This is a genomic window from Actinoplanes sp. NPDC049548, assembly GCF_040676695.1.
In the GTDB taxonomy this organism is placed as follows: Bacteria; Actinomycetota; Actinomycetes; order Mycobacteriales; family Micromonosporaceae; genus Actinoplanes.
Genome location: NZ_JBFAPM010000003.1, coordinates 54,155 through 67,040, shown reverse-complemented (window position 1 = coordinate 67,040; position 12,886 = coordinate 54,155). Strand labels below are relative to the sequence as shown.

Here is a 12,886-nt window from a genome sequence, read left to right as displayed (position 1 = left end):
CGGTCAGAGGGGTGCCACCGCGGGGGAGCCGATGCAGGCCGTGCCGATGCGGCGGAAGCCCACCTTCGAGTACAGCCGCGCCACGTCGTCGTCGCCGGCCGACAGGAACACCAGGTCGTCGCCCTGTTCGAGGGCGCGGCGGGCGAGGCTGGCGGTGAGCTGGGAGGCGTACCCGCGACGCCGGGCCGAGGGCAGGGTGGCCACGCCGACGACCTCCGCGACGCCGCCGACGCGCTGCACCGAGCCGGAGGCCAGGATGCCGTCGCCGGGGGACTCGACCACGGCGCTGAGGAAGCGGCCGGACGCGTGCCGGCGTACCAGATCGGCGACGGCGTCGGCAGCGGGCGCCGGGACGGCATCGCGCTGGGCCGGCCCGGCCGGCTCCACCACCAGGGCGCCCGCCCGGTCGGTCGCCGGGGTGGCGCCGGTCGCCGACGCCGGCGCGCCGAAGCCCAGCCGGCCGACCGCGCGGCTGGCGGCGATGTCCGCGGCGAACGCCGGGCTCGCCGGGTCGAGGAACCGGATCGTGGCGCCGGGGATGGGCAGGTCCGGTACGAGCGCGGCCCGGTCCAGCACCATGAGCGGGGCGAGCAGCACGTCGAGCCCGGCCGAGCGCGCGACGGCGAGCAGGTCGGGGGTGGTCTCGTGGACCCATTCGAAGGCTTCGGGGGCGCCGAGCTCTCGTTGCCGGACCCGTACGGCAGTAACATCGGCGGCAGACGGCGTCTCGCCACCCAACCGGGGGCGGGCGTAGTAGGGCCACCCCGCACCCTCGCGGATGAAGAGGACAAAGCCCCCGATATCCTCCGTGACAGCGGCATCTCGGGGTACGGAATCGTAGAAACGCTCCAGCCGGGTGAAGACGTCGGTATCCTCTAGCGCCACCGCGCGAGACTACCTAACCCGCGTCGACGAAGTGTGATCTATCCGCACCTGGCGGAGATCGGTGACGACTAACGTAGTATCGAGAGACTTTGCAGGGCCGACGTCGTCCCGACCTTGAACGGAAACACCAGTGACGATCGGAGGCCCGGTGGCTCTTCCGCACCCCCAGGGTTTGTACGACCCGGAGAACGAGCGCGACGCGTGCGGTGTCGCCTTCGTGGCCGACCTTTACGGCCGCCGTTCCCACGACGTGGTCGCCAAGGGTCTCTCCGCGCTCATCCGCCTCGATCACCGCGGTGCCCGTGGCGCCGAGTACAACACCGGTGACGGCGCCGGCATCCTGATCCAGGTGCCGGACGCGTTCCTGCGGGAGGTCGTCGACTTCGAACTGCCGGCGCCCGGTGCGTACGCGACCGGCCTGGTCTTCCTGCCCACCGACGAGTCGGAGGCGGCCCGCGCGATCGCTGTCTTCGAGAAGTACGCCCTGGTCGAGGGCGGCGACATCCTCGGCTGGCGCGACGTCCCGGTGGACCCGTCCGGGCTCGGCGAGAGCGCCGAGGCCGCCCGCCCCACCATCAAGCAGGTATTCCTCGCCGCGCACCGGCTGACCGGCACCAAGACGGGCAAGGCCGGCGAGCGGCTGTCCGGCATGGAGCTCGAGATCGTCGCGTTCTGCATCCGCAAGCAGGCGGAGCGGGAGACCCAGCAGCGGGGCATCGGCGCGTACTTCCCGTCGCTGTCGGCGCGCACCATCACGTACAAGGGCATGCTGACGCCCGACCAGCTGCCGGAGTTCTTCCCGGACCTGACCGACGAGCGCATGGACAGCGCCATCGCGCTGGTGCACTCGCGCTTCTCCACGAACACGTTCCCGTCGTGGCCGCTCGCGCACCCGTACAGGTTCATCGCGCACAACGGCGAGATCAACACGATCCGCGGCAACAAGAACTGGATGGCCGCCCGCGAGGCGCTGCTGGCGTCGCCGCGCGTGCCGGGCAGCATCAAGCGGCTCTTCCCGATCTGCACGCCGGAGGCCTCCGACTCGGCGAACTTCGACGCCGTCCTGGAGCTGCTGCACCTCGCCGGGCGCAGCCTGCCGCACGCCGTCCTGATGATGATTCCCGAAGCGTGGGAGAACGACCCGGGCATGGACCCGGCGCGGCGCGCCTTCTACCGCTTCCACGCGAGCCTCATGGAGCCGTGGGACGGCCCGGCCAGCGTGGCGTTCACCGACGGCACGGTCATCGGCGCCGTCCTGGACCGCAACGGCCTGCGCCCGGGCCGCTGGTGGCACACCAGCGACGGCCTGGTCGTGCTCGGCTCCGAGGCCGGCGTGCTCGACCTCGACCCGGCCACCGTGGTCGCCAAGGGCCGCCTCCAGCCGGGCCGGATGTTCCTGGTCGACACCGCCGCCGGGCGCATCGTGCACGACGACGAGATCAAGGCCGAGCTGGCCGCGGCCGAGCCCTACGACGAGTGGCTGCACGCCGGGCTCATCGACCTGCAGGACCTGCCGCCGCGCGAGCACACCATCTACACCCACGACTCGGTCATGCGCCGGCAGCAGATCTTCGGCTACACCGAGGAGGAGCTGAAGATCCTGGTGGCCCCGATGGCCCGGGCCGGCGCCGAGCCGCTCGGTTCGATGGGTACGGACACCCCGATCTCGCCCCTGTCGACCCGCCCTCGCCTGCTGTTCGACTACTTCCACCAGCTGTTCGCCCAGGTCACCAACCCGCCGCTGGACGCCATCCGCGAGGAACTGGTCACCAGCCTGTCGATGACCATCGGCCCCGAGGGCAACCTGCTCGACCCCGGACCGGCCAGCTGCCGCCAGGTCGTGCTGCCGTGGCCGATCATCGACAACGACGAGCTGGCCAAGCTGCTCTCCATCGACGAGGACGGCGACCTGCCCGGCTTCAAGGCGGTCCGGGTCTCCGGCCTCTACAAGCTCCGGGAGGGCGCCGACGGCATCAAGGCCCGGCTCACCGAGATCTGCCGGCACGTCTCGGAGGCGATCGAGGACGGCGTCCGCATCCTCGTGCTGTCCGACCGCGACTCCAACGCCGACCTGGCGCCGATCCCGTCGCTGCTGCTCACCGCCGCCGTGCACCAGCACCTCGTCCGGGAACAGACCCGCACGCAGGTGGCACTCGTCGTGGAGAGCGGCGACTGCCGGGAGGTGCACCACGCGGCCGTGCTGATCGGGTACGGGGCAGCGGCGGTGAACCCGTACCTGGCCTTCGAGAGCGTCGAGGACCTCATCGCCACCGGACCCCTCGCCGGCATGGAGGCGAGCAAGGCGATCCGCAACTACGTCAAGGCGCTCGGCAAGGGCGTCCTGAAGATCATGTCGAAGATGGGCATCTCGACCGTCTCCTCGTACTGCGGCGCGCAGGTGTTCGAGGCGGTCGGCCTCGAGGACGAGCTGCTGCAGCGCTACTTCACCGGCACCTCCGGGCGCATCGGCGGCTCCGGGCTCGCCGAGATCCACGCCGAGGTCGCGGCGCGGCACGCCAAGGCGTACCCGAGAAACCCTGCCGAGCGCAGCCACCGCCGCCTCGAGGTCGGCGGCGAGTACCAGTGGCGCCGCGAGGGCGAGATCCACCTGTTCAACCCGGAGACCGTCTTCCTGCTGCAGCACGCCACGCGCAGCAAGCAGTACGACGTCTTCAAGCAGTACACGGAGAAGGTCGACGGTCTGGCCGAGGCGGCGGGCTCGCTGCGCGGGCTGTTCCGCTTCAAGCCGGACCGGCAGCCCGTGCCGCTGGAGGAGGTCGAGCCGGCCTCGGAGATCGTCAAGCGGTTCGCCACCGGTGCGATGTCCTACGGCTCCATCTCGGCGGAGTCGCACGAGACGCTGGCGATCGCCATGAACCGGCTCGGCGGCAAGTCGAACACCGGTGAGGGCGGCGAGGACGTCGAGCGCCTCTACGACCCGGCCCGGCGCTCCAGCGTGAAGCAGATCGCCTCCGGCCGCTTCGGTGTGACCACGGAGTACCTGGTCAACGCCGACGACCTGCAGATCAAGATGGCGCAGGGCGCGAAGCCGGGCGAGGGCGGCCAGCTGCCCGGCAACAAGGTGTGGCCGTGGATCGCCAAGACCCGGCACGCCACCCCGGGCGTGGGGCTCATCTCGCCGCCGCCGCACCACGACATCTATTCCATCGAGGACCTCGCCCAGCTGGTGCATGACCTCAAGAACGTGAACCCGGCTTCGCGCGTACACGTGAAGCTGGTCTCCGAGATCGGGGTCGGCACCGTCGCGGCGGGCGTGGCCAAGCTCAAGGCCGACGTCATCCTGATCTCCGGCCACGACGGCGGTACGGGCGCCAGCCCGCTGAACTCGCTGAAGCACGCCGGGTCGCCCTGGGAGCTCGGCCTGGCCGAGGCCCAGCAGACGCTGCTGCTCAACAAGCTGCGCGACCGGGTGACCGTGCAGGTCGACGGCCAGCTCAAGACCGGCCGGGACGTGATCATCGCGGCGCTGCTCGGCGCCGAGGAGTTCGGCTTCGCGACCGCGCCGCTGATCGTCTCCGGCTGCATCATGATGCGGGTCTGTCACCTGGACACCTGCCCGGTCGGCATCGCCACGCAGAACCCCGTGCTGCGCGAGCGGTTCACCGGCAAGCCGGAGTTCGTCGAGAACTTCTTCCTGTTCCTCGCCGAGGAGGTCCGCGGCTACCTAGCCGAGCTGGGCTTCCGCAGCATCGACGAGGCGATCGGGCACGCCGAGGTGCTCGACGTCGCCCCGGCCGTCAGCCACTGGAAGGCGCAGGGCCTCGACCTGACCCCGATCCTGTACGTGCCGGAGCTGCCCGAGGGCGCGTCCCGCCGCGGCGTCGTCGCCCAGGACCACGGCCTCGACAAGGCGCTGGACAACCAGCTCATCGCGCTCGCCCAGCCGGCGCTCACCGAGGGCACCGAGGTCCGCGCCGAGCTCGAGGTCCGCAACGAGAACCGCAGCGTCGGCGCGATGCTCGGCGGCGAGGTCGCCCGGCGCTACGGCGGCAACGGCCTGCCCGACGACACCATCGCGTTCACCCTGCGGGGCACGGGCGGCCAGTCGTTCGGCGCGTTCCTGCCGCGGGGCGTGACGCTGCGGCTCATCGGCGACACCAACGACTACGTCGCCAAGGGCCTCTCCGGCGGCCGGGTCGTCGTGCGGCCGGACGAGAAGGCGCCGTTCGTCGCCGAGGAGAACATCATCGCGGGCAACACCATCCTGTACGGCGCCACCGCCGGCGAGGTGTTCCTGCGCGGCCGCGCGGGCGAGCGCTTCGCGGTCCGCAACTCGGGCGCGTCCGCGGTGGTCGAAGGCGTGGGCGACCACGGCTGCGAGTACATGACCGGCGGCGTCGTGGTGGTGCTCGGCGCGATCGGGCGCAACTTCGCGGCCGGCATGAGCGGCGGCAAGGCGTTCGTGCTGAACCTCGACCAGACGCTGGTCAACCCGGAGCTGGTCGACCTCGCCCCGCTCACCGGCGAGGAGCAGGAGGTGCTGCACGCCCTGGTGGAGAAGCACCACGCCGAGACCGGGTCCGCGGTGGCCGAGCGGCTGCTCAAGGACTGGTCCGCCGCCGTGGCCGACTTCACCGCGGTGGTGCCGCGCGACTACAAGCGAGTGATGGAACTGATCAAGACCGCCGAGGCTGCCGGTCGCGACGTCGACGAGGCGGTCATGGGGGTATCTCGTGCCTGATCCGAACGGTTTCCTGCGGTACGAGCGGCAGCTCCCGAAGCGCCGCCCGGTGCCGGTGCGCATCCGCGACTGGAAAGAGGTCTACCCGCCGGCCGGCGAGGAGCTGATCCGCGACCAGGCGACCCGGTGCATGGACTGCGGCATCCCCTTCTGCCACGAGGGCTGCCCGCTGGGCAACCGCATCCCGGACTGGAACGACCTGGTCCGGACCAACGCCTGGGCCGCGGCGGCGGAGAGCCTGCACGCCACGAACAACTTCCCGGAGTTCACCGGGCGGCTCTGCCCCGCGCCCTGCGAGGCGGCCTGCGTCCTCGGCATCGCCGACGACCCGGTCACCATCAAGCAGGTCGAGGTGGAGATCGCCAACCACGCCTTCGACCTCGGGTACGTGCAGCCGCAGCCGCCGGTCACGCTCTCGGGCAAGGCGGTGGCCGTGGTCGGCTCCGGGCCGGCCGGTCTCGCCGCCGCCCAGCAGCTGGCCCGGGCGGGGCACGCGGTGACGGTCTTCGAGCGTGACGACCGCATCGGCGGCCTGCTGCGCTACGGCATCCCCGACTTCAAGCTCGAGAAGGAGCGCATCGACGCCCGCCTCGCGCAGATGGAGGCCGAGGGCGTCGTCTTCCAGACCGGGGTCAACGTCGGTGTGGACGTCACGGCCGAAGACCTGCGTGAGCGCTTCGACGCCGTGCTGCTCACCTGCGGCGCCCTTGCCGGCCGGGACACCCACGAGACGCCGGGACGGCAGCTCAACGGCGTGCACCTGGCCATGGAGCACCTCGTCCCGGCCAACCGGGTGGTCGCCGGCCTGCAGGAGTCGACCCCGATCGACGCCAAGGACAAGCACGTCGTGATCATCGGCGGCGGCGACACCGGCGCGGACTGCCTCGGCGTCGCCCACCGGCAGGGCGCGGCCAACGTCATTCAGCTCGACCAGTACCCGCTGCCCCCCGACACGCGTGCCGCCGAGCTGCACCCGTGGCCCACGTGGCCGGTCATCCTGCGCAACTACCCGGCCCACGAGGAGGGCGGCGAGCGCGTCTTCGGGGTGGCGGTGCAGGAGTTCGTCGACGACGGCAACGGCAACGTCACCGCGGTCCGCATCGCCGACGTCGTCGTCGAGCGGATCAACGGCCGGCGCACGGTCACGACCACCCCCGGCTCGGAGCGCGACCTGCGCGCCGACCTGGTCCTGCTCGCGATCGGCTTCGAGGGTACGGAGCAGCAGCCGCTGCTGGAGCAGCTCGGGGTGAGCCGCAACTCCCGGGGCGCGGTCGACGCCCGTGACGACTGGCAGACCGGTGCCGACGGCGTGTTCGTCGCCGGCGACATGCACCGCGGGGCATCACTGATCGTATGGGCGATCGCCGAGGGCCGGGCCGCCGCCGCGGCGATCCACCAGTACCTGGGCGCGCACGGGGACCTGCCGGCGCCCGTACGCCCGTCCTCGCAGCCGCTGGCCGCGATCCGCTGAGCGCAACCGGAGGAGGAGGACCCGATCCGCGGGTCCTCCTCCTTCGTTCATCCTGGAATGTCGGGGCCCGGTGCCGGTTCGGCGCTGCGCATCCGCTCCGGCGTCCAGTAGTCCGGGTCGAACGAACCCGCCGGGGCCCCGCTGCTCCCGACATCGGGTGGGCCCGCCGGGGCCGCGTCCCGCCGGAGCAGGCCCGCGACTGCGAACACCGCCCCGGTGGCCGCGACGACCGCCAGCATCACCAGGGCCGTGCGGTGCCGGGTCATGGCCATCCCTCCGCCTCTGTCGCTCAGGTCATGTCCTTGACGACGTTGAACATGTCCCGCACGGCGTCGTCGAAGTACGGGCCGTAGTTGTTCGAGCCGTCGATGCCCATTGTCTCGCTGACCGCGTACCCGAGGCCATTGCTCTGGTAGTCGCGCAGCCACGGCCCGCCGCTGGCCCCGCCGCCGAAGCCGCAGGCGATCTTGGTTCCGGGCGTGATGATGCTCCAGCTGGACGTGGTGCCCCAGCAGTACCACTGCACCTCGCCGTTGTCCTTGTTGCCGGGGTAGCCGGCGACGTGCACGTACACCTCCTCGCCCGGGTTGATGACCAGCCCGTGCCCGCCTGCGGCGTTGACCAGCAGCGAACCGCTCGCGTTCGGGCCGGTCACGACGAACGCGACGTCGCGCGTGTAGTCGCTGTCGTTGATGTAGGCGTTGAACGTCCGGTAGTAGGTTGCCGGGAACGTGCCGAGCGGCCGGTTGCCCTGGTAGTAGCCGGGGATGAACACCCAGTTCTGGTGCCAGGTGCCGCCCTTGCCGCCGTGGACGCAGTGCCCGGCGGTCAGCACGAGCCGCTTCGACCCGGAGTTGATCGCCCCGGCGGAGCACATGTAGTTCCCGCCGTTGCTCGCGTTGCGGAAGTACACCTTGCCGGTGGTGTAGGAGAACCAGGCGTCCCGGTTCTTCCCGCCGGGTGACGCGACGGGCTGGGCCACCGTCTGCTGGTCGCCCGCCGGCGCCGCCGGCTTGCTCGCCGCGCTGCGCCACTTGTCGGCGGCGACGTCGGCGGGCTTGGCGGCCGCCAGCCGTGCCGGCGTCCAGTACGCGTCGACCACCCGCCGCACGTCGGCGTCCGACCCGGCGGTGACGGCGCCGACGCCCGGCTGCCACAGCGCGGCGGCGCTGCCACTGGTGGCGCCGCCGCCCGTCGCCGCCGGCGTTGGTGCGGCCGAGGCCGGCCCGGACGCCACCGTGAGCCCGGTCGTGACGAGCACCGCGGCGAGCACCGTCGCCCTGATCCGTTTGATCGTCATCTCTCCCCCTTCACGCTCCGCATGGGAGCCGTGTGGGGGAGTCTCGTGAGTCCCGGGACCCGGTGCGGACGCCGATCCGACAGTTCCCGCGCGTAAGCCGATAGACGGAGCTGAATGCCCAGGTCGCCGGGCCGGGACCGGCTGAAGTCGGATCGAGGACGCCCGCGGGCCGGGGTCGTCACCCTCCTGCCGGAATGGGCGTTGACCCCTGGTCGCCGCGGGGGGCATCTCCGCGCGGACGCCGGACGGCGACCGATAAGCTGAGGGCGATTGCGGTCGCCGACGCCCGCCACCGAGTGTGAGCATGGCGCGCCCGAGGAGAAGTCCGGGGGCGCCGTCATTCGCCGTTCATCCCCATGACGGGGATCGGCCGACGGGCCGATCCGAAAGAGAGACTAGCCTGATGGCTGTGACACGCCGCGCAAAGATCGTCTGCACCATGGGTCCCGCCACCGCCTCCACCGAGCGCATGCTCGGGCTGGTCGAGGCGGGCATGGACGTGGCCCGCATGAACTTCAGCCACGGCAGCCACGAGGACCACCAGAAGATCTACGAGATGGTCCGGGCCGCCGCGAAGCAGACGGGCCGCGCCGTCGCCGTGCTCGCCGACCTCCAGGGTCCGAAGATCCGCCTCGGCAGGTTCGCGAACGGCCCGCACGTGTGGAACACCGGCGACGCCGTCACCATCACCAGCGAAGACATCCTGGGCACCCCGGACCGCGTCTCCTGCACGTACAAGAAGCTTCCGCAGGAGGTCAAGGTCGGCGACCGCCTGCTGATCGACGACGGCAAGGTCGCGGTCGAGGTCACCGCCGTGCAGGACGACGACATCCGCTGCCTCGTCACCGAGGGCGGGCCGGTCTCCAACAACAAGGGCGTGTCGCTGCCCAACGTCGCCGTCAGCGTTCCGGCGATGAGCGAGAAGGACGAGGAGGACCTGCGCTTCGCCCTCGGGCTCGGCGTCGACCTCGTCGCCCTGTCGTTCGTGCGCTCGCCCGACGACATCAAGCTCGTGCACCAGATCATGGCCGAGGAGGGCAAGCACGTCCCGGTCATCGCCAAGGTCGAGAAGCCGGAGGCGGTCACCCACCTCGAGGCGATCGTGCTGGCCTTCGACGGCGTGATGGTCGCGCGTGGCGACCTCGGCGTCGAGCTTCCGCTGGACGAGGTGCCCCTGGTGCAGAAGCGCGCCGTGCAGCTCTGCCGGGAGAACGCCAAGCCGGTCATCGTGGCCACCCAGATGCTCGACTCGATGATCGAGAATTCGCGCCCGACCCGCGCCGAGGCCTCCGACGTGGCCAACGCGGTCCTCGACGGCGCCGACGCGGTGATGCTCTCCGGCGAGACCTCGGTCGGTAAGTATCCGGTGCTCACCGTCAGCACGATGGCGAAGATCGTGACCACCACGGAGAACGGCGCGCTCGGCGTGCCGGTGCTGCAGCACGACCCGCGTACGCACGGTGGCGCCCTCACCGTCGCGGCCTCGCGCATCGCGCGCAACATCGGTGCCAAGGCGCTCGTCGCGTTCTCGCAGACCGGCGACACCGTGCGCCGCCTCTCCCGGCTGCACTGCGAGCTGCCGCTGCTCGCCTTCACACCGGTGCCCGAGGTCCGCGACCAGCTCGCGCTCTCGTGGGGTGTCGAGACGTTCCTGACGGACTTCGTCGAGCACACCGACGACATGTTCCGCCAGGTCGACCAGGCCATGCTGGGCCTCGGCCTGGCCAAGCCGGGCGACTACGTCGTGGTCGTGGCCGGCAGCCCGCCGAACGCCCCCGGCTCCACCAACACCCTGCGGGTCCACCAGCTCGGCTCGCTCGTCGACCCGAGCACCGTGTGACCTCCGCACCGCTGGAGGGACAGGCCGCCGTCGACCAGCTGCTCGAGGTCCTCGACCTCAAGCAGCTGGACGAGGCCCGGTTCCAGGGGGAGAGCCCGCAGGTCGGCGCGCAGCGCGTCTTCGGCGGGCAGGTAGCGGGCCAGGCCCTGGTCGCCGCCGGCCGCACGGTCGCGCCCGACCGGCACGTGCACTCCCTGCACGGCTACTTCGTGCGCCCGGGCGACCCGACCGTCCCGATCGACTTCACGGTCGAGACGATCCGCGACGGGCGCTCGTTCTCCGTACGCCGCTCCACCGCCCAGCAGCACGGCAAGACCATCTTCTTCATGTCGGCGTCGTTCCAGGTGACCGAGCAGGGCCTCGACCACCACTCGCCGCCGCCGGAGGGCGTTCAGGGGCCCGAAGAGACGCCGACGATGCGCGACTGGCTCGCCAAGTATCCGCAGCGCAAGCGCGCCTTCAACGCCGCGCCGCAGGCCATCGACGTCCGCTACGTCAACACGCCGGGCTGGGTGCCGCCGGGCGACCGGGACGCGGCCGAGCAGCAGCGCGTCTGGATGCGCATCAACGGCAAGCTCCCGGACGACCCGCTGATCCACGCCTGCGCCCTGACGTACGCGTCGGACCTCTCCCTGCTGGACTCGGTGCTCTCGGTCCACGGCGAGGTGTGGGGCCCGGGCGGCGTCATCGGCGCGAGCCTGGACCACGCGCTGTGGTTCCACCGGCCGTTCCGCGCGGACGAGTGGCTGCTGTACGACTGCACCAGCCCGTCGGCCAGCGGGAGCCGTGGGCTCGCGAGCGGGCGCCTGTTCACCCGCGACGGGGTGCACATCGCCAGCGCCGTCCAGGAAGGCCTGCTGCGCCGCGTCGGTGCGTGACGCTCAGTCCCTGTGCGGCATGGCCGCTCGCGCGGCGCGCGCCGCCGGGTCCATCGGCATCGCACCCTGGTCATCCTGCTGCTGCGCAGCGGCGGCCGGGCTTCCAGCGGGGTGCTGCCAGATCGGCATCGCGGCGCCTGTCTGAGCGGCGGTGGGCGCGGTGGCGCTCCCGTTGTCGGGGTGCATCGTCACGCCTTCCGGCCCGTGCGTTGCGGCGCCTTCCGGCCGTACGGGCGCCGCCGAGAGCTGCGCCTGGCCGGGAAGTTCCGCTCCCTCGGCGGTGTCCGGGACCTCGACCTGCGCCGCCTCGGCCGCCTGTGCCGCGGCGCCCGGTGTCGCGGCGCCCGTGACCCCCGCCAGCGCCAGCATGGCGTCCAGGTCCGCGGTGGTACGCAGCACCTCGTCGTGGAAGCTGCCCGACCCGGAGGACCCCGGGTTGGGCGTGGCCGTGGCCAGCGGGGACGCCGACCCCGCACCGGAGAGATCCGTCATCCCCGCGGCCGACCCGCGCGGCACGGCCCGGTGCCGCGGCCGCGACGACCGCGACGGCGCCTCCTCGAAGTCGGTGATGCCCGCCGCGTAGCCGGCCACCCCGACCGCCCGCTCCGGCGGCAGCTCGAGCAGCCGTTCCGCCCGTGCGATGGCCGACGCCTCCCGCAGGCGCAGCGAGGAGACGAGGTCGGCGACACCCCGGATCACGGCGGCACCGCCCAGGATGACGGCGACCGCTTCCGCCGTACGGGCGAAGGAGCCGGCGGCGAAGAATCCCAGGCCGAGCTCCGTCAGGCCGACGACGGTGAGCAGCCCCCACACCCGGTCGGTCTCCCGCGTCCCGTCCAACCGCCCCACCGCCGCCCCTGACCGGACTGAAGGCGGCATCATCGAGATGGCGATGTCGGCGGCGCCGCGCACCAGCAGGTACCAGCCGATGAGCGCGGCGGGCGTGGTCCACGTGTCGGCCCGGTCGGTCATCAGCACCGCGCCGGTCGCGGCGAACAGCAGCGCCATGCCCGCGTTCAGCCACCAGGTCCGGGGACCGGCGACGGCTCGCACGACCTCGGTCGCGGCGGCGAACAGCAGCACCGGCCCGGCCACGTCGGCGATGTCGGCGGGCTCGAGCCGCAGCACACTCCAGCCGATCGCCAGCCACGCCACCCCGGTGAGCAGAAGCAGCCCCCACATGGCGTGACGCACGATGGTCAGGGGCGACGAGCCGGACCACAACATGAAGCCTCCTGGCAGTGCTGGTACTGCCATGACAACACCGACGCGACCGGTGCAGCGGCCTTTCCCGCAAAAACGCCGGACCCGCACATTGATGCGGGCCCGGCGTGTCGTCAGCGGTGGCTCAGCACGTGACGGACGTGATGACCACGTCCTTGGTGGCGCTGTTGATCTTGATCCACAGGTGGTCCTTGCCGCGCCGGTCGTAGGCGTAGGTGGCGCCGTTCTCCTGGACCTTGGTGAAGCAGCCGGCGTCGGCGCGCCACGCGTCCACGTCGTAGTAGTACTTGCCGAGGTTCGTCGACGTCTGGCCCTTGGTGATGAACCACGAGGCGCTGTACTTGTACTGGGAGACGACCTTGACGCAGGGCGGCTGCGCGCCGACGTACGTCGCGGTGGTGCCCCAGCAGTTCGACACCGACACCTGACGGCTGGCCACGTTGCGAATGACGCCGCCACATCCGGCAGTCGTACAGGTGCCCGCCATCGCGGGAGACGCCTGCGCGACGGTGAGGCCACCCACGAGCGCGGCCAGAGCGCCGGCCGATGCCATGAGCTTGCCGAGTTGCTTCCTCATCAACGTTCC

At 71.6% G+C, this 12,886-nt stretch carries 9 protein-coding genes; 4 read left to right on the top strand and 5 right to left on the bottom strand.

Annotated features, from left to right (window positions below):
- Window positions 1-3 precede the first annotated feature (3 nt).
- Window positions 4-885, bottom strand: a complete 882-nt coding sequence (locus AB0J80_RS07460) for a GNAT family N-acetyltransferase (RefSeq protein WP_364701446.1) — start codon at window positions 883-885, stop codon at window positions 4-6.
- Between the two features lie 130 nt (window positions 886-1,015).
- On the opposite strand from AB0J80_RS07460, the gene gltB reads away from it, so the two are divergent.
- Complete coding sequence (gene gltB, locus AB0J80_RS07455) at window positions 1,016-5,587, top strand: glutamate synthase large subunit (RefSeq protein WP_364701444.1); 4,572 nt, start codon at window positions 1,016-1,018, stop codon at window positions 5,585-5,587.
- Window positions 5,580-7,058 (top strand): glutamate synthase subunit beta, encoded by a 1,479-nt coding sequence (locus AB0J80_RS07450; RefSeq protein ID WP_364701442.1) that lies wholly within the window; start codon window positions 5,580-5,582, stop codon window positions 7,056-7,058. The genes gltB and AB0J80_RS07450 overlap by 8 nt, the downstream gene beginning before the upstream one ends.
- Window positions 7,059-7,105: 47 nt before the next feature.
- Here the strand turns inward: AB0J80_RS07450 and AB0J80_RS07445 are convergent, their stop codons facing one another.
- Window positions 7,106-7,324: a hypothetical protein gene (locus AB0J80_RS07445; RefSeq protein ID WP_364701440.1), complete on the bottom strand. Its 219-nt coding sequence runs from the start codon at window positions 7,322-7,324 to the stop codon at window positions 7,106-7,108.
- Between the two features lie 23 nt (window positions 7,325-7,347).
- Window positions 7,348-8,358, bottom strand: a complete 1,011-nt coding sequence (locus AB0J80_RS07440; protein ID WP_364701438.1) for a hypothetical protein — start codon at window positions 8,356-8,358, stop codon at window positions 7,348-7,350.
- A gap of 403 nt (window positions 8,359-8,761) precedes the next feature.
- Here AB0J80_RS07440 and pyk point away from each other — a divergent pair, with 403 nt between their 5' ends.
- Together pyk and AB0J80_RS07430 are read left to right on the top strand one after the other, a co-directional pair.
- Window positions 8,762-10,198 carry a pyruvate kinase gene (gene pyk, locus AB0J80_RS07435; RefSeq protein WP_364701436.1) on the top strand — a complete coding sequence of 479 codons (1,437 nt, stop codon included), beginning with the start codon at window positions 8,762-8,764 and terminating at the stop codon, window positions 10,196-10,198.
- Window positions 10,195-11,076 carry an acyl-CoA thioesterase II gene (locus tag AB0J80_RS07430; protein ID WP_364701434.1) on the top strand — a complete coding sequence of 294 codons (882 nt, stop codon included), beginning with the start codon at window positions 10,195-10,197 and terminating at the stop codon, window positions 11,074-11,076. Before pyk ends, AB0J80_RS07430 begins: the two co-directional genes overlap by 4 nt.
- A gap of 3 nt (window positions 11,077-11,079) precedes the next feature.
- On the opposite strand, the gene AB0J80_RS07425 is transcribed toward AB0J80_RS07430, so the two are convergent.
- Together AB0J80_RS07425 and AB0J80_RS07420 are read right to left on the bottom strand one after the other, a co-directional pair.
- Window positions 11,080-12,333 (bottom strand): hypothetical protein, encoded by a 1,254-nt coding sequence (locus AB0J80_RS07425; RefSeq protein ID WP_364701432.1) that lies wholly within the window; start codon window positions 12,331-12,333, stop codon window positions 11,080-11,082.
- Between the two features lie 91 nt (window positions 12,334-12,424).
- Window positions 12,425-12,877, bottom strand: a complete 453-nt coding sequence (locus AB0J80_RS07420; protein WP_364701430.1) for a hypothetical protein — start codon at window positions 12,875-12,877, stop codon at window positions 12,425-12,427.
- Window positions 12,878-12,886: the final 9 nt, after the last annotated feature.